The sequence below is a fragment of the Streptomyces sp. ISL-12 genome, from assembly GCF_018614415.1.
In the GTDB taxonomy this organism is placed as follows: Bacteria; Actinomycetota; Actinomycetes; order Streptomycetales; family Streptomycetaceae; genus Streptomyces.
Genome location: NZ_JAGGOO010000056.1, coordinates 51,104 through 67,521, shown reverse-complemented (window position 1 = coordinate 67,521; position 16,418 = coordinate 51,104). Strand labels below are relative to the sequence as shown.

General features: G+C 74.6%; 14 protein-coding genes and 1 tRNA gene. 5 read left to right on the top strand and 10 right to left on the bottom strand.

Going from position 1 to position 16,418, the window contains the following annotated elements:
- The first annotated feature begins 459 nt into the window (after positions 1-459).
- Positions 460-1,602 carry an LLM class flavin-dependent oxidoreductase gene (locus tag J7I94_RS15900; RefSeq protein WP_215167746.1) on the top strand — a complete coding sequence of 381 codons (1,143 nt, stop codon included), beginning with the start codon at positions 460-462 and terminating at the stop codon, positions 1,600-1,602.
- Here the strand turns inward: J7I94_RS15900 and J7I94_RS15895 are convergent.
- The gene (locus J7I94_RS15895; RefSeq protein ID WP_215167745.1) at positions 1,578-3,461 is read right to left on the bottom strand and encodes a bifunctional diguanylate cyclase/phosphodiesterase; all 1,884 of its coding nucleotides are present in this window, start codon (positions 3,459-3,461) and stop codon (positions 1,578-1,580) included. The two genes, J7I94_RS15900 and J7I94_RS15895, sit on opposite strands and share 25 nt — an antisense overlap.
- A 263-nt stretch (positions 3,462-3,724) precedes the next feature.
- Between J7I94_RS15895 and J7I94_RS15890 the strand changes: the two genes are divergently transcribed.
- A complete protein-coding gene (locus tag J7I94_RS15890; RefSeq protein WP_215167744.1) occupies positions 3,725-5,101 on the top strand; it encodes a M6 family metalloprotease domain-containing protein in 1,377 nt (458 codons plus the stop codon).
- A 78-nt stretch (positions 5,102-5,179) separates the two neighbouring features.
- Here the strand turns inward: J7I94_RS15890 and J7I94_RS15885 are convergent.
- The 7 genes from J7I94_RS15885 to J7I94_RS15855 form a co-directional block, all read right to left on the bottom strand.
- Positions 5,180-5,253 (bottom strand) — tRNA-Lys (locus tag J7I94_RS15885).
- On the bottom strand, positions 5,244-5,831 hold the full coding sequence (locus J7I94_RS15880) for a bifunctional DNA primase/polymerase (RefSeq protein ID WP_215167743.1): 588 nt from the start codon (positions 5,829-5,831) through the stop codon (positions 5,244-5,246). Before J7I94_RS15880 ends, J7I94_RS15885 begins: the two co-directional genes overlap by 10 nt.
- A gap of 131 nt (positions 5,832-5,962) precedes the next feature.
- Positions 5,963-6,331 (bottom strand): hypothetical protein, encoded by a 369-nt coding sequence (locus tag J7I94_RS15875; RefSeq protein WP_215167742.1) that lies wholly within the window; start codon positions 6,329-6,331, stop codon positions 5,963-5,965.
- 270 nt (positions 6,332-6,601) lie between these two features.
- The gene (locus tag J7I94_RS15870) at positions 6,602-7,969 is read right to left on the bottom strand and encodes an AAA family ATPase (protein WP_215167750.1); all 1,368 of its coding nucleotides are present in this window, start codon (positions 7,967-7,969) and stop codon (positions 6,602-6,604) included.
- A 47-nt stretch (positions 7,970-8,016) separates the two neighbouring features.
- Positions 8,017-9,612 carry a hypothetical protein gene (locus J7I94_RS15865; protein WP_215167741.1) on the bottom strand — a complete coding sequence of 532 codons (1,596 nt, stop codon included), beginning with the start codon at positions 9,610-9,612 and terminating at the stop codon, positions 8,017-8,019.
- On the bottom strand, positions 9,603-10,796 hold the full coding sequence (locus J7I94_RS15860) for a hypothetical protein (protein WP_374198394.1): 1,194 nt from the start codon (positions 10,794-10,796) through the stop codon (positions 9,603-9,605). Before J7I94_RS15860 ends, J7I94_RS15865 begins: the two co-directional genes overlap by 10 nt.
- A complete protein-coding gene (locus J7I94_RS15855) occupies positions 10,693-11,658 on the bottom strand; it encodes a phosphatase PAP2 family protein (RefSeq protein WP_215167740.1) in 966 nt (321 codons plus the stop codon). Before J7I94_RS15855 ends, J7I94_RS15860 begins: the two co-directional genes overlap by 104 nt.
- Positions 11,659-11,881: 223 nt before the next feature.
- Here J7I94_RS15855 and J7I94_RS15850 point away from each other — a divergent pair, with 223 nt between their 5' ends.
- Positions 11,882-12,478, top strand: coding sequence for a histidine phosphatase family protein (locus J7I94_RS15850; RefSeq protein WP_215167739.1), 597 nt, complete (start codon positions 11,882-11,884; stop codon positions 12,476-12,478).
- Between the two features lie 140 nt (positions 12,479-12,618).
- On the opposite strand, the gene J7I94_RS15845 is transcribed toward J7I94_RS15850, so the two are convergent.
- The gene (locus J7I94_RS15845; RefSeq protein ID WP_215167738.1) at positions 12,619-14,079 is read right to left on the bottom strand and encodes a hypothetical protein; all 1,461 of its coding nucleotides are present in this window, start codon (positions 14,077-14,079) and stop codon (positions 12,619-12,621) included.
- A 316-nt stretch (positions 14,080-14,395) separates the two neighbouring features.
- Here J7I94_RS15845 and J7I94_RS15840 point away from each other — a divergent pair, with 316 nt between their 5' ends.
- Together J7I94_RS15840 and J7I94_RS15835 are read left to right on the top strand one after the other, a co-directional pair.
- Entirely contained in the window at positions 14,396-14,791 is a 396-nt protein-coding gene (locus J7I94_RS15840; RefSeq protein WP_215167749.1) for a hypothetical protein, read from the top strand.
- A 113-nt stretch (positions 14,792-14,904) separates the two neighbouring features.
- Positions 14,905-15,774, top strand: a complete 870-nt coding sequence (locus J7I94_RS15835) for a spermidine synthase (RefSeq protein WP_215167737.1) — start codon at positions 14,905-14,907, stop codon at positions 15,772-15,774.
- Positions 15,775-15,827: 53 nt separating this feature from the next.
- Here the strand turns inward: J7I94_RS15835 and J7I94_RS15830 are convergent, their stop codons facing one another.
- On the bottom strand, positions 15,828-16,385 hold the full coding sequence (locus tag J7I94_RS15830) for a hypothetical protein (protein WP_215167736.1): 558 nt from the start codon (positions 16,383-16,385) through the stop codon (positions 15,828-15,830).
- Positions 16,386-16,418: the final 33 nt, after the last annotated feature.

Genomic DNA, 16,418 nt, shown 5'->3' with positions numbered 1-16,418 from the left:
ATTCCAGCACCCCTACCCGGAGGACCGCCGACCGGCCCCCACGATCCCCAGCCAGCCGCACCCCTCGCCCTCCCCCTCTCGCCGCAACCCCGTACGGACCGGTCGGCCGCCGAGACGGCCCGGCGTGCTGGCGAGGCGCGAGCGCGTCCCCTCACGCCGGGTACCGGGTCACGGGCGTCGGGGGACTCGCGGGCGGGGCCACCGCTTTCCCCGGGCCGCCCGCTCGCTTCTGACCCGTGCTGGAGCGGACCGGGTCAAGGGTGGGCCGCAGGCCCATCGGCGAAGCCGACGCGGAGCGTCAGCGCAGCGCCCTTGAGGCGGGCCGTGGAAGCACGACACTGACAAAGAAGCGGGCGGCCCCCACGGCCACGCCTCCGACGCCGTCGGGAATAGCCGGTCACCCCCTCCCGTTGAACCCCGGGCGAGTGAACGACCCCGAAAAGCAGGAGGCACCCCACCATGTCCATCTCCACAGACGCCGCGGGGGAAATCCGGGGCACCACGCACGGCACCGCCCCCGTCCCCCTCTCTGTCCTGGACCTGGTCACCGTCGGCGCCGGCCGCACCGCCTCCGACGCCCTGCGCACCAGCGTGGACATCGCCCGCCTCGCGGAGGCCCGCGGCTACCACCGGTACTGGGTGGCCGAGCACCACTCCATGCCCGGCGTCGCCTCCTCCTCGCCCGCCGTGATCCTCGCCCACCTCGCCGCGCACACCGACCGCATACGCCTCGGTTCGGGTGGCGTCATGCTGCCCAACCACGCCCCGCTCGTCATCGCGGAACAGTTCGGCACGCTCGAAGCCATGGCCCCGGGCCGCGTCGACCTCGGCCTCGGCCGCGCCCCCGGCACCGACGGCGCCACCGCCGCCGCCCTGCGCCGCAGCGACCTCCCCCACTCTCAACTTCGTTCGAGCGGGGGGACCCCCATTCACTCGGGCGCCGACGACTTTCCGCAGCAGCTCGTCGAGCTGACCCGGTTCCTCGACGACGATTTCCCCGACGGGCACCCGTACGGTCGTATCCACGCCGTACCCGGCCCCGTGCAGGCGACCTCTCCCGGCGGGGTGCAGTCCCCGCACCGCCCCCCGGTCTGGCTCCTCGGCTCCTCCGGCTTCAGCGCCCGCCTGGCCGCCACCCTCGGCCTGCCGTTCGCCTTCGCCCACCACTTCTCCGCGCAGAACACCCTCCCGGCGCTCGACCTGTACCGGGAGAACTTCCGGCCGAGCGAGGTCCTCGACGAGCCGTACGCCCTGATCGGCGTCTCCGCCCTCGCCACCGACGACGAGAAGGAGGCCCGGCGCCAGGTGCTCGCCGCCGCGCTGAACATGGTGCGGCTGCGCACCGGCCGGCCGGGCCTCGTGCCGACGCCGGACGAGGCCGAGGCGTACGACTTCAGCCCGATGGAGCAGGAGTTCGTCGCGTCCTGGAACAGCAACGTCATCCACGGCACCCCGGACGCCGTCCGCGCCGGGCTCGACGACCTCCAGAAGCGGACCGGCGCCGACGAGCTGATGATCACCGCCAACGCGCACGGCGGCGACGTACGCCTGCGCAGCTACGAGCTGATCGCCGACGCCTACGGCTTGCCCGCGACCGCCTGAACCAGCAGCTCGGAGATGCGGTCGGGGGACACGGGACGGGAGTAAAGCCAGCCCTGTCCCGTGTCGCAGCCGATCCGGCGCAGCCGGGTGGCCTGGTCGGAGGTCTCGACGCACTCCGCGGTGACCGTCAGGCCGAGCCGGTGGGCGAGCTGGACCATCGCCTCGACGATGACCTCGTCGGCCGGGCTCGTACCGTCCCGTTCCGGGTCCCCGTCCCGCTCGGCGCCGCGGGCGTCGTACTGGAAGCCGCGGACGAAGGAACCGTCCAGTTTCAGGACGGAGACCGGCAGGCGGCTCAGGTACGCCAGGTTCGAGTACCCCGTGCCGAAGTCGTCGATGGCGATCTGCACGCCCATGTCGCTGAGTGCCTTCAGCGCTTGCAGCGGCCGGCCGGCCGAGCCCATCACCGCGGACTCGGTCAGCTCCAGTTGCAGCAGTTCCGGGGCGAGACCCGTGTCCGCGAGGGTGCGGGCCACGTCCGCCACCAGGTCGGAGTCCCAGACCTGACGGACGGCCACATTGACGCTGACGAAGATCGGCGGCTCGTCCGGGTGGTCGAGCTGCCAGCGCCGTGCCTGCTCGCACGCCGTGCGCAGCACCCAGCGGCCCAGCGGGACGATCGAGCCGTCCTCCTCCGCCAGTGCGATGAACCGATTCGGCGCCAGTACGCCGAACTGAGGATGTTTCCAGCGGATGAGCGCCTCGACGCCCCGCAGCCGTCCGTCCTCCATGCCGACCAGCGGCTGGTACTCCAGCGCGAACTCGCCGCGTTCGATCGCCGGGCGCAGCGTGGCGGCCAGGGCCTGGCGGGTCATGCGGTGTGCGTTGCGCTCGGGGTCGAAGAGGGTCCAGCGGGCCTTGCCGTCGGCCTTGGCCCAGTACAGCGTGGTGTCGGCGGCCTGCATCAGGGCGGTGGGGGTCGTGCCGGCCGCGTGGCGTTCCACGACGCCGACCGATGCCGTGACCGAGACGAGACGGCCGGAGAGGTCGACGGGCTCGCGCAGCGCGGTCAGCGCCGACTCGGCGAGGTCGGCGAGCTGATCGGTGCCCGTGGAGCCCTCCACCAGCAGCGCGAACTCGTCGCCGCCGAGCCGGGCCACCAGCGGCGCACCGGCACCGGCCCGGGGCTGCGCGGCCTCCTCGGCGCAGTGCGTCAGACGCTCGGCGACGGCCGCCAGCAGCCGGTCGCCGGCGCGGTGGCCGAGGGTGTCGTTGACGGCCTTGAAGCCGTCCAGGTCGAGGTAGCACAGCCCGATGCGGCCGGTGCCGCCCTCGTAGGACTCCGGCTCCAGGGCGGCCGTGAGCCGCTCGAAGAACAGGGTCCGGTTGGGCAGCCGGGTCACCGGGTCGTGCATCTGCAAGTGCCGCAGCCGGGCCTGGAGTTCGTGCCGGGCGCTGATGTCGGCGACCGACAGCAGCAGCCCGGGGGTGCCCCCGGTCAGGGGTTCCACGGTGATCTGCGCCCACAGGAACTCGCCGTCGGGGCGCTTCAGCCGGCGCGTGCAGCGCAGCCGGGGCCGGTGCCCGCACAGCACCTCGCGGTAGGCGCGCCAGGCCCGGGTGTCGCCGGCGAGGTCCACCAGGTCCGCCGCCGACCGCCCGGCCAGCGCCTGGGGCGAGGCGCCGAACAGGGCGCCGAGGGTGTCGTTGGCGCTGACGACGATCCCGTCGGGGTCGACGACGGCCATGGCGAGCGGCGCCGCCGTGAACGCCGAGCGGTAGGCCGGGGGTTCCGCACGGGCCGGGGGCTCCGTACGACCCGTGTGCGCAGCACTGGGCGCCACTTCGATGTCACGCTCTGTGACGGCCGACCCGTCGAGGTCTGCCGCGGGCGCCGGCCCTTCGGACGTTCCGCTCACCGCTAGCTCCCGCAGTGCCTCGATCTCTGTCCGTGCAGGAAAGTGTGCCGATCATAGAGGGTGGCTCCCGGCCCTTCCAGCCGCACAGCGGTCACCGGTTCCCCCGGACCCTCCTGACAGATCGTTTCTGCTCGCACCTGGCCGGGTTCTAAACACCCCCGACCAGTTGTGACGTTCCGTGAGTGGGCAGAAGGGGTCACTTTCGGCAATCCCTGGACGGCTCACCCGTCCGGCCCATGCGAACAGGGCGCAGTACGACAAATATGCACAAGCTGGGTGCGGTGTTCCGCGAACCGCACCCGGAGGTCCATGTGCCGCGCCTGCTCCGCCCGAGGCGACTTCCCCGTGAGGCCCTCAAGGGTCTCGGCGCGGGCGGCCGGCCGGGCGGCGGAGCCTGGCCGAGACTGCGCAGTACCGCGGCCGTGGCCACCACCCTCTCGGCGCTGGCCGCGACCTCCCTGATCACCGCCCCCTCGGTGGCCGAACCCTTCTCGCCCGAGCCGTGCGCCCTGGAACGCACCGAGGCGCACCACTCCGAAGGCGTGGACACCTGGAACGCCGCGTATCCGCGGCCGACCCGCGCGCTGGACGCGGTGATGGTCTTCCTGTCCTTCCCGGACTCCCGCCCCCTGGCCGCGCCCCGGGAACTGGCCGCCGACCACTTCCCGGTCACCACCCGGTTCTTCCAGCGCGCCTCCTACGGCACGTTCACGCTGCGCCCGCACCCGCTGCGGGACTGGGTCCGGATGCCGCGCCCGTCGACGGCGTACGCCATACAGCGGGACTGGAGCGCCGGGCACCGCGCCGCCTATCTGCGCGACGCGCTGGCCGCGGCCGACGACCGCGTCGACTTCTCCCGCTACGACGTCGTGTACTTCGTCGCCGACCCGGACGCACCCGGCGTGGACTCCGACGCCACGAAGGTCGTCAACCTGGAGACCCCGCTGCGCGCGGACGGCACCGACATCCGGCGGGTCGTCACGGTGTTCGAGAACCATCCGCCCGACCGGCTGGTCCTCGCCCATGAGACCGGACACGTCTTCGACCTGCCGGACCTGTACCACCGGCCCGTCGACGGCAAGGGCGACTGGGACACCCATGTCGGCGACTGGGACCTGATGGGCAGCCAGTTCGCGCTGGCACCGGACCTGTTCGGCTGGCACAAGTGGAAGCTGGGGTGGCTTCAGCCGAGGCAGGTGGCGTGTGTGCGGGGTGCCGGTCCGGTCCGGCTCACCCTGGAGCCGCTGGGCGCGGGTCCCGGAGTGCCGGTGACCGGGGCGGCGGGCGCGCCGGCCTTCGGTCTGGGCCGGGGCACCAAGCTCGCGGTCGTCCGCACCGGGGCCGACGAGGTCCTCGCCTTCGAGGCGCGCGGTCCGGTCGGCAACGACGTCGCCGCCTGCCGGGCGGGGGTGCTGGTGTACCGGGTGCGCAGCGGGGCGGAGTCCGGCGGCGGGCCGGTCGAGGTGATCGACGCCCATCCGCGCACCGGGGCCTGCTGGGAGGACTCGGTCTACCCGCCGCTCGCCGACGCGCCGGTCGCCCTCGGCGAGAGCTTCACGGTGCCGGGGGAGGGTGTACGGGTGGAGGTGGAGGGGCGGACGGTGTCGGGGGCCTGGACGGTGAAGATCACGCCTGGCTGAGAGTGTCCCCGGGCATGCGTGCGAAGAGGCTCGTACGCGAAAGGCCCCCCGCTCGCGCGGAGGGCCTTTCGTTGTCTGTGCGCCGCCAGGGACTCGAACCCCGGACCCGCTGATTAAGAGTCAGCTGCTCTAACCAACTGAGCTAGCGGCGCCTGCTGACGTCGTAGACATTAGCACCCACCTCGGCGGGAGGAAAAATCGATATCCGCACGGCCGCGCGGGCCGCCCGCACCGCCGCCCACAGCAGGACCTCCGGGCCGGGCAGCCAGGGCCGGCGGGTGTCCGGGGCGACCAGCCAGCGGGTGGCGGACCGGGCGGAGCCGGCCGGCGCGGGGACGGTCACGGTGTCCCCGGTGCCGTGGCAGAGCAGCGGCGGTACGGCGTCGGTACGGCCGTCACCGCCGGACCGGCCGCGCGTCCCCCACTCCTCCCACGCCAGCAGCGAGGGCAGCCGCTGCGCGGTGCCCGGCGCGGCGAAGAGCAGTATCCGGCCGCGGCACTCCGCCACCGGACCGGAGCCCGGGCCCTCGGCCCACATCCGGTCCAGCATCCGGCGTCCGAACATCGCCGGGGCGCTCACGACGTCGAACGCCGAACCGCACGGCAGGACCACCGGGGCCTGGGGCCGCTCCTCCCAGAAGGCGAGCGTGTCGTGCGGACACGCGGCGGCGGAGGCCAGCCAGGCGGCGCCGGACGGGGTCACGTGGGAGATGTGCGGAGGGCTGCTCATGGGGGACATGTCTACCGGCTGTGAGGGACCGGTCTCCCTGGGTTGCCGGAACGCGGGACAGGGGACGGGGCGGGGAGGTATCTTGCCCACTCCCTTGGCATATGCCCCTAGCTCGGCCGCCGTTCGTCGTTTCAGACCGACTCGGCGGGGCCGAGGCCGCTCTCCCCTCCCCGCATCAGGTCCCGGCCGAACTCCACCATCTTCTTGGCGTAGTCCTCGGTCCACTCGGCCCGCTCCGCGATGTCCGCGGTGGTCAGCCGGTCGAACCGCCGCGGGTCCGCGAGCTGCGCCGCCGCCATCGCCTGGAACTCCACGGCCCGGTCCGCCGCCGCGCGGAACGCGTGGGTCAGCTCCGTGGCCCGCTCCAGCAGGTGCCGTGGGTCGTCGATCGACTCCAGATCGAAGAAGTGCTCCGGGTCGGCGGCGGCCGCCGCGGGCTCGAAGAGCAGGGGCGCGGGGCGTAGCCGCGGTTCGTGGTGACGCGGCGTGGGCTCCGCCATGTCTCTCCTCCTCGTACGTCGCACATGACCCGGTGGAATGGGCCACCGTCCATTGTCCCGCGCCTACGCAAGAGGGCCTCGCGTCGGCCTCGGGCGGGGTCAGGGTTGCCAGACCACCCGGTGCTCGGTCCAGTGCTCCCAGGTGGACATCACCGCCTCCCACCCGTGCGGGCTGTGTTCGTCGGCCGCCTCCGGCGGCGTGCCGGACTCCGTCCGGCGGTCGGGGTGGTGTTGTCCTGGGGTTTGTCGGGGCAGGTGCCGGAGGGACGGTCAGGGTTGCCAGACCACCCGGTGCTCGGTCCAGTGCTCCCAGGTGGACATCACCGCCTCCCACCCGTCCGGGAACTTCACGGTCGTGCCCAGTTGGACCGGCTCCGTGGACGGATACGCGTCCAGGAGTTCGTCGACGCCCGCGCGGCAGACGACCACGCACGCGTGCCGGTGCCGGGAGGCCAGGACGCACAGGCGGCCGGTCTCCAGGTGGAACGCCGTGGCGTCGGGGCGGCCGGAGAGGGGGTGCAGGACGACCGTCACGTCGTACTCCCGGCCCTGGAGCCGGTTGGCCGTGTCGACGGTGACGCCGGTGACACCGAGGCCGGCCAGCGCGGCGCGCACCGCCGCCGCCTGGTCGCGGTGGGCGGTGCCGACCGCGATCCGGCCGGGGGTGAGCGGCGCCGGGTCCGGTGAGCGCTCGGAGACCGCCGCCCCCTGCCGGTCCAGGAGCCGCCGGACGACCGCCGCCACCGCCCCCACCGCCTCCGGGTCCGTGCGCGGGGTGTGCCGGGCGGGCAGCTCCAGCAGGCCCCAGCCCGAGGCGGCGGCCTCGTCGATCACCCGGTCGGGGCCGGAACCGTCCGAGGGGACGGCGAAGGAGAGGGCGCGGTCGCCGTGGTCCGTGCCGCTGCGGAACGGCGTGTAGGGGTAGAACGCGTCGGAGACCAGGGGCGCCGCCGACGCCGGGAGGCGCCAGGAGACGGGGAGGCGGTGCTGGGGGAGGTCCGGGTTGTGTGCCAGGAGCGTGGTGACGGCGGAGGCCGACGGGTCGTAGGACAGGCCCGCCCACTGCTCGCCGCCCACGATCGAGAACGGGTCCAGCTGCCCGGGATCACCCACGAACAGCGCCCGCTCGAACAGCCCGGCGACGGCGAGCAGCGAGTCCGAGCGCATCTGGTACGCCTCGTCGACGATCGCGTGCCGCCACGGCTCGTCCACCTTCACGTGCGGCCACTTCGCGGCCGTCGACAGCACCACCGCCAGCCCGGCCAGGTCGGCGGCCTTCGCCGACTTCCGCACGTTGTCCAGCCCGTCCAGCGCCTTGTCGTACGGGTCGGCGTCGCTGCTGTGCAGCCGGCCCACCGGCAGCTCGGGGTTCTTCTCGGCGAGGCGGAGGACGAGGTCGTCGACCTGGGCGTTGGTCTGCGCGACCACCATCAGCGGGCGGCCCGCCTCGGCCAGCTCCAGCGCCGCCCGCACGACCAGCGTCGACTTGCCGGCGCCCGGCGGGGAGTCGACGACCACGCCGCGGTGCGTGCCGTGCAGGGTGTCGGCGAGGATCGCGTCGGTGGCACGGGTGGCCGCGGCGCCCGGGTCGAAGGGGGCGGCTGCGGCCGGACTTCCGGTGGCCGGACCGCCAGTGATCGGACCGCCGGTGGCCGGACCGCCCGTGGTCGGGAGCGCCTCGGTGGTCACAGGAGGTCCTCCTCGGTCAGCGGGTCGGGGGTTTCCGGTACGGCGGCCGTCTCGCCCGGCGGCCCGCCGTGGGTCCACGGTGTCGCCTCCGGGTCGGGCAGCTTCGCGCCGCCGCGCTGCTCGTGCTCGAAGAGGGTGAAGCAGATCCGGTCGCCCTTCTCGGGCACGGACCCGGCCTCCGGCTCCTTGCCGCGGCCCATCTTGTCGACGATCCGCAGCACGAAGACGCCGTCCCCGGCTTGCTCGACGTACTCGGCCGCCTGCGGTTTCCCGCCCAGCGACCGGTACACCTTCACCCGCTCGGCGAGCTGCGGCCGGTCGTCGGTACGGACGGTGACCAGCGGGCGCGGGCTCGGCCGCTTGCCCTCGCTGTACGTCATGACCACGTCCGTGACCTCCCCGGTGAACGCCTCCCCGGCCAGCCGCCGCCCCGCCATCACCAGCGGATCGTCCAGCGCCTCCTGGGCGTCCAGGCGGGCCTGCTCGCGCTCCCGGGTGGCCAGCTTGTTCGCCGCCGTCACCGCGTCGTCGCGGCGCGGCTGCGGGGGCTCGCCGGAGACGATCCGGTCCCGGTGCCCGGTGAACGACCAGCGGTCGCGGGTCCACCGCTCCTCGACGTGCGCCCCGGCGGGCAGACCCCGCAGCAGGTCCAGGCCGCGCCACACCGCGTCCCAGGTGGGCCGCGTACGGCTGAGCACCAGGTCGCGGATCTCCCGCTCGGCCGCGCTCACCGCGCCGTACCGCTCGTCGGCCTCCAGGCCGTCCTCGGCGGCGGCGAGCGCGGTGCGGGCCCGGTCGTAGCGCTCGATGGCGGGGGCGAGCAGCTTGTTGTCGAACGCCGGGTCGGTGGCCGGACCCGCGGGCGGGCACAGCAACTGGCCGTCCGCGTCCCGGGCCAGCTCCGCCCGCAGCGCGGCCTCGGCCCCCGATGTGCCCTCCGGGGGGTCGATCCAGGCCAGCAGGGCGCCCAGGTGCTGGTCCTCCAGCGTGGACTGCCCGGTCGCCCAGTGGCGGCCCAGCAGGTCGGTCATGGCGAGGAGGAGCGAGGAGCCGGGGACGCGGGCGCGTTCGCCGTAGTGGGTCAGCCAGCGGCCGAGCAGCGGCACCCGGGGCGGCGCGGGGTGCGGGGACTCCGGGTCCTGGTCGGCCGTACGCCGGAACCGCATGGAGCGGCCGAGCAGCCGGACCAGGTCGATGCCCGCGCGGCTCGGCACCACCAGTTGCGCGGCGTCCGCGCACAGCTCGACCTCCACCTTGACCCGCTTGCCGGTCTCCGGGTCGGTCTCGGTGCGCTCGGCGGCCTCGACGGCGTCGGCGTACGCGTCGATGTGCGGCAGGACGACGTCGGCCAGCTCGGTCAGGAACCCGAACCGCAGGTCGCGGTCGCGGGGCTGCGGGACGACCAGCAGGCGCGGGGCGTCGCGGTCGGTGCCGACCAGGGCGCCGAGCGGGGCGCCGACCTCGCCGGCCGTGACGAGCGGGACGAGGACCAGGGGCCGGTCGGACAGGTGCCGGTGCCGGACGGTGGCGGCCGGCTGCGCGCGGCCGGTGCGCACCGCCTCCAGCCGGGCGAGCGTGCCGATCAGCGACATGCCGCCTCCAGGGTCCCGGCCCGCGCCCCCAGCGCCTCGGCCCGCAGCTCCGCCGCCCGGCGCAGCGCCGCCACCGCCGGGTCGTCCGGGTCCCCGGCCGCGCCGTCGGCCGCCGCCAGTACGTCGTCCACCGTCGCCAGCCCGCCCAGCTCGGCCCGCGCCTGCCGGCCGAGGGTGGTCACCGCACCGGCCGCCCGGGACCGGGCACGGCAGTGGAAGGCCAGCTCGCAGGCGGACAGGCACTCGGGCGCGTACGCCGCAGGGACCGCCTCGACCGCCGCCGTCAGCTCCTCGGCCGGCCGGTCCGGGGCGAAACACGTGCCCTCGGGCAGGGCGTCGGCGATCTCCTCGATCCGGGTGAGCCGGGCCAGCTGCCGGCCGGTCACCGCGCGCTGCTTGCGTACGTCGACGGCGGCGGCGGTGGGCAGGTTGGAGAAGTCCTTGGGGCAGACGAGCAGAACGCGGTGGCGTACGCGCGGGGCGGGCCGCAGCCGGGCCGCCAGCTCCTCCAGCGCCAGCACGTACACCGCGGCCTGCCGGGCGGCGGCGCCGACCTTCGCCGGGTCCGCCGAGCCGTCCAGCACCGGGAACGACTTGATCTCGACGACCGTCCAGCTGCCGTCCGGGTGCACCACCACCGCGTCCGGCTCCAGGAAGGCGGGGGAACCGGCCACGTCGAGGGCGAGCATCGGATGGTCGAGGAGGGTCCACGCGGCGGCCCCGGTCGCCTCGCGCAGCGCCAGCTCCGTGCGTGCCGTACGCCCCCGGGGACCGTCGGCGGTCAGATCGGGTGCCTGCGTGTCCCGCGGCGGCTCGGCGTCCCGGTCCAGCTTCTCGTGCACCAGCCGCAGCAGCTCCGCGCCGCCGTCCGCCTTGACCCGGGCCTCGAACGCGTTGCCCCGCACGAAGGCGAACTGGGACTGGCCGAAGACCGACGGCGCGCCCAGCGCGCTCGCCAGGCTCGTCTTGTCCACCCCGGCACCGTCCAGGATCGCGCGCCGTCTGCACCCGGGGTTGGCCGCGAGGGCGGCCAGGGCGCGGGCGTCCAGGGCCTTGGGCGGTACGTCGGGGCCGCGCAGCTCAGCGAGCCGGTGCCGGAGCGCCGTCTCCCGTGTCCGCGGGGGAGGCGTCCGGCCCGGCTCCGGGCCGGAACCGCTCGTCGCGCTGGCGTGGAAATCGCTCACCCGCGGAAGTCTCGCACCCCCCACTGACAACAGGGGAGTCCGAGCCCGCGGAACGCCGTGCGAACGCGGTGGCCACCGGGGCGAGCCCGGCGGTGAGCGCGCCGCGCGCCCGCTCCGCGCCGCGCAGGACGTACGGCGTCACCACCAGCCCCGCGCCCATCACCACCGCGCCCGCGACCGCGTCGAGCAGGTAGTGGTTGGCGGTGCCCATCACCACGACCGTGGTCACCAGCGGGTAGACCACGCCGGCCACCCGCGTCGCGCGCGTACCGCCGAACCGCCACAGCAGCACCCCGCACCACAGCGCCCAGCCGACGTGCAGGCTCGGCATGGCGGCGTACTGGTTGGTCATCCCGCCCAGGCCGCGCGGCGCGCTCGCCTCACCGCCCCACCAGCCGTACGCGCTGTAGTGGGCCATCGTGTCGACGAAACCGTGGGCCGGGGCGAGCAGCCGGGGCGGACAGGTCGGCAGCACCGTGAAGCCGATCAGACCGATGAACGTGGACGTCAGCAGCCAGGTCCGGGCGGCGCGGTAGCGCACCGCGCGGGAGCGGAAGACCCACACCAGCACCAGGGGCGTCACCAGGTAGTGCAGGGACGCGTACCAGAAGTCGGCGGGCACGCCGAGCCACGGTTCGCTGGTGAAGAGACGGTTCAGCGGGTGCTCCGCGTTGAGGTGGAGCACCTTCTCTACGCGCAGCACGGCCAGGCCGTGGCCGACGGCGTCGGAGACGTCGCCCCGCACCAGCAGCCGGCCGGCCGAGTAGCAGGCGTAGACGAGGAGGATCAGCGGCAGCTCCGTCCACCAGCGCGGACGGACCCGGGAGGCCGCCTCGGTGCCTGGTGCGTCGGCGCGCGGCATCCGATCGCCCTCCCCTTCGTCCTCTTCTTCTTCCTCGCGTCCCGCCCCGGACACCCGCTGGTTCAGGGCGTGTCACTCTACGGCGGTGGGGACCCGCGGCGCGGGGCGCCCCCGGCCCTGGAAGACGTCACGGTCGCCCCCCGGGTTGCCCGTGCGGGGCGTACGCGATGATGGAAGGGCTGCACCTCGCATTTACCCGCCATTCACCCCGAAAGGCCGTTTCATGGCACCGCGCATCCTGCTCGCCCGGCACGGACAGACGGAGTGGTCGCTGTCCGGCAGACACACGGGCCGGACCGATGTGCCCCTCCTGGAGGAGGGCCGGCGCGGCGCCAAGCTGCTCGGCGAGCGGCTGCACCGGGCGCCCCTCGACGGCCTGCCCGCGGCCGAGGTGCGCACCAGCCCGCTGGTACGCGCGCGTGAGACGTGCGAACTGGCCGGCTTCGGCGACCGGGCGGAGCACTGGGACGCGCTCATGGAGTGGGACTACGGGGCCTACGAGGGGATGACGCCGGCCGAGATCCAGGCGGTCCGGCCGGGCTGGCTGATCTGGCGGGACGGTGTCCCGGAGGGGGAGAGCACGGCGGACGTCACCGCGCGCGCGGACGAGGTCGTCGCCTGGGCCCGGGAGGCCGACCGTGACGTCCTGGTCTTCGCCCACGGCCACATCCTGCGGTCGATCGGCGCCCGCTGGCTCGGCCTGCCGCTGGACTTCGGGGCCCGCATACGCCTGAACCCGACGTCCCTGTCCGTACTCGGCTGGGCCTACGGCGAACCGGCCGTCGAGAACTGGAACGACATCGGCCACCTGGCGGGGTGACCGGATCCGCCGTGTCCGAGAAGTGGAACGGCATCCGCTACCTGGCGGGGTGACGGGGTCCGCCGTGTCCGAGAAGTGGAACGGCATCAGTCACCTGGCCAGGTGACGGGAGGGACCGCCGGGTCCCGGGGCCGGCCGGATCACGCGGTGCGGGGCAGCGCCGCGTGGCGCTCCAGGAACGCGGCGACTCCTCTCGTCCGGCGATGCGGCAGCAGGACCCGGGCCGTGCCCGCCAGCATCCGCTGGACCCGGGTGGACTGGACCTCCCCGAGCAGGTCCAGTACCCGCAGTCCGGCCGCGGCCGCCGCGTCCGGCCGGCCGCCGCGGGCGTGGTCGTCGGCGAGTTCCGCCGAGTACAGGGCGATGTTCCGGGTGAAGTGCGGATCCTGCAGCTCGACCGCCCGGCGCGCGTGCCGGGCGGCCCGCGGCCAGTCGCCCAGCGAGGACCAGCACTGCGCCTCCAGCCCCTCCGCTTCGGCCTCGCCGTAGAAGCTCATCCAGTCGGGGTCGGCGTCGGACGGGCCCCGGTCGAACAGGGCCTGCGCCCGGGCCAGCGCCTGCTCGCAGCCGACCCGGTCGGCCAGCCCCGCCCAGCCGCCCGCCTCCCGCAGGGCCAGCAGCGACATCAGCCGGGTGGAGCCCAGCCCCCGTGCGGCGCGCTGCGCGGCCTGGGCGGCCCGGACCGCCTCCCGGGGCCGGCCCGCGTCGCGCGCGAGGAACGCCGTGTTGCAGAAGGCGTGCGCCTCCAGGGCCGCGTCCCCGGTCATCCGGGCGGTGGCCAGCGCCTCCGCGTAGTGGGAGCGCGCGTCGTCGAAGCGCCCGGAGTCGTGGGCCAGCCAGCCCACGGAGAGCGCCAGTTCGCCGGCGCCCGCGTAGAGCCGGTCCGCCGTCGCCTGCCGCATCGCACCGGCGTCCAGCAGCGCGTACGCGGCACGCAGCGGGGCCGCCGCGCGCCGGTAGAGTCCGTCGGCGCCGTGCCGGTCGTCGAGCAGCCGGATCTGGCGGACGGCTTCCTCCAGGGCGCCGGCGTCGCTCGCCCCGCAGCGGCGCACCGGGTGTTCGGCCGCCGCGGCGTCCAGGGCGAGCCCCAGCGGGCCCAGCGAGGCGGCGGCCACCGTGACGGTCCCGCCCCTCATGAATGCGCGACGCAGCACGTCGCTCTCCTCGTGGTCGTCGTGGGTGTACGGGTTTCCCGGGTCGTACGGCCGGACGGGCGCCGCCGCCGCACGGCCCGCGTCCGCCCGCCCGGCCTGAGCCGCGGCTGTCCGAGCCGGGTCCGCCGGAGCCGTGGCCGCACCGGTCCGCGCGTGCCGGCCGCGGACCGACGAACGGGGCGCGAACCCCAGGTCGGTGAGCGTGCGGCCGGGGAACATGTGCAGGAACACCCGCTCGTACGCGTAGTTGGGGCAGCGGATCTCGCCCGTCTCCACGCGGCCGACGTACCGCGCGTCACAGCTGACCCGCTCGCCGATCTCGCGCGCGGCCCGCCGCACCGCCGCCGCGAACTCGGCCGGCGAGCGCCGCCCGCGCAACTGGCGGAAGACCAGGTTCGGCCGCGGTGGCCGGTCGGGCTGGGGTGGGGTCACCGTCGACGACGCCATGGCCGGTCCTCCCGTACGAACCGTCGAACCCTGCCGCGCGCAGGGTGACTTGTCGGGAATTTTCCCTTTGTTCACCCCGCGTCCGGCAAGATGAACGTACCGTCTGTCACGACATCGCCACGCACCGTTTGAGTACAAAAGCGGATAAGCCCTCCACGATCTGCCATGAAGTGCCATTCTTTGTGGCGCGATCACGCCGTAGCCCATACCGGTCCGGCGCGTTGAACCCCGTGGACCGGGGTCTGCCTCCCGGTCCGTCTGCTCGTCCGAGGAGTGTTCCGTGGAGTGTGTGGAGTGTTCCGTGGTGGAGGCCGGGATGGAGACCGGGAGGGAGACCGGTCGGATCAGCGACTCCCAGGGCCCGAGCGGCGCCTGTGACGTCGTGACCGTGCCGACCCGGCAAGGACTGGAAGCCGTCGACATCCTCAGACGGGGAGCCGCGGAGGCGGTGGGTCCGGTTCTGCACGACGACGGTCGCGACACCCTCGGCTTCCTGGTGCCGCCGGGCACCGCCGCCGCCTGGGACGTACCGGGGAGCACCTGTACGGGGACGGAGGAGCGGGGCGCGCCAGTGGTCCCGCGGACCCCGGCGCGCGGTCCCGGCTGGCTGCTGCCGCCCGAGGAGACGGACCCCGCGACCGACCCGGCCGTCCTGCGCGCCGCGCTCGGCGAGGCGGCCCGGCTGATCGAGGCGGCGGACAGCTGCTGTTGAGCTTCGGCGTCCGCACGTGGACTCCGGCGTGCGGTGGTGCGGTGGTGCCGTAGCGCAGGGGTGCCGTAGCGCAGTGGCGCAGGTCAGGCGGTCCCTGCGGCGATAATGGCCCCATGGGAAAGTCCAGGAACCCCCGCCGCGGACGGGCCGGCACGGAAGCCGTCGTCGAGGACGTCGACGGCGGACGCGCCGAACTGGTCCCCGACCGCGAGCGGCCCCGCGCCTGGACCCTGCTGATCGACGGCGCCCCGCAGTCACACGTCGACCTGGACGACCCGGCCCACCTCTCCTTCGAGTACCAGCGCCGCTTCGGACACGTCGTCGACCTCGCCGCACCGCCGGGACGGCCCCTGAACGCCGTGCACCTCGGGGGCGGAGCCCTCACCCTCGCCCGTTACGTCGCCGCCACCCGGCCCCGTTCCACCCAGCAGGTCGTCGAGCGGGACGCGGCCCTCGTCCAACTGGTCCGGCGGGAACTGCCACTGGACCCCGGCGCCCGCATCCGCGTCCGGTCCGCCGACGCCCGCGCCGGACTCGCCAGGATGCCGCACGGCAAGGCCGACCTGGTCGTCGCCGACGTCTTCAGCGGCGCCCGCACCCCCGCCCACCTGACCTCGGCCGAGTTCCTGGACGAGGTCCGCCTCGCCCTCGCGCCCGACGGGATCTACACCGCCAACCTCGCCGACGGTCCGCCCCTGGCCCACCTGCGCGGCCAGATCGCCACCGCCGCCACCCGGTTCGCGCACCTCGCCGTCATCGCCGACCCGGCCGTACTGCGCGGCAAACGGTTCGGCAACGCCGTCCTGGTCGCCGCCGACCGGCCGCTGCCGCTCGCCGAGCTGACCCGCCGGGCCGCCTCCGACCCCCAGCCCGCCCGGGTCGAACAGGGCAAGGCGCTCACCGACTTCACCGGCGGCGCCGCCCCCGTCACGGACGCCGCGGCGGTGGCCTCCCCGGCGCCACCGCCCTCGGTCTTCGGCTGACCGGCCTGTCCGGCCTGTCCGGCCGCCGCTCGGCGGGTCAGCGGGTCCGCTGCTCAGTAGGTCCCGATCTCCACCCGTGGCGGTCCGTCGTGCCAGGTGCAGAACACCGACACCCGGTCCGCGCCCGAGGTGAACTCCACCCGGATCCACGACTCCGTCTTCCACACCTGCATCGACCAGCCCGCGCCCGGAGTCGCCGACACCAGCGACGCCGAGGCGGGCCCCAGGTCGAACACCGCACGGCCGCCCTTGGTGTCGTAGCTCTTGACCTGCCCGGAGGAGGCACCGGCGGAAGTGGGGGACGAGGCGGGGGACTTCGGGGCGGTGGAGGCCGGTGTTCCGGGGGGTTCCGTGCTCGGTTCCCGGGAGGTCCGGGCCGTCTCGGTGGGCTCGGGGGACGGTGACGGGCTGTCCGACGGCGCGGGCCGGCTGGTCGAGGACGCCAGCGACTGCGACGCCTGAGCCGTCTCCTCGACCGCCGTGATGGGCAGGGCGCGGGGCGGGTCGTACGCCGTGCCCGCCATGACCGTGTGCACGCCCCACCACGACAGGGTGACCGCCGCGCCCGTGGCGAGCAGCCAGGCCAGTACGTGTACGAGTCCTCTGCGCATCGCGGCCATACTGCCCCACCCGCCCCACGGGTG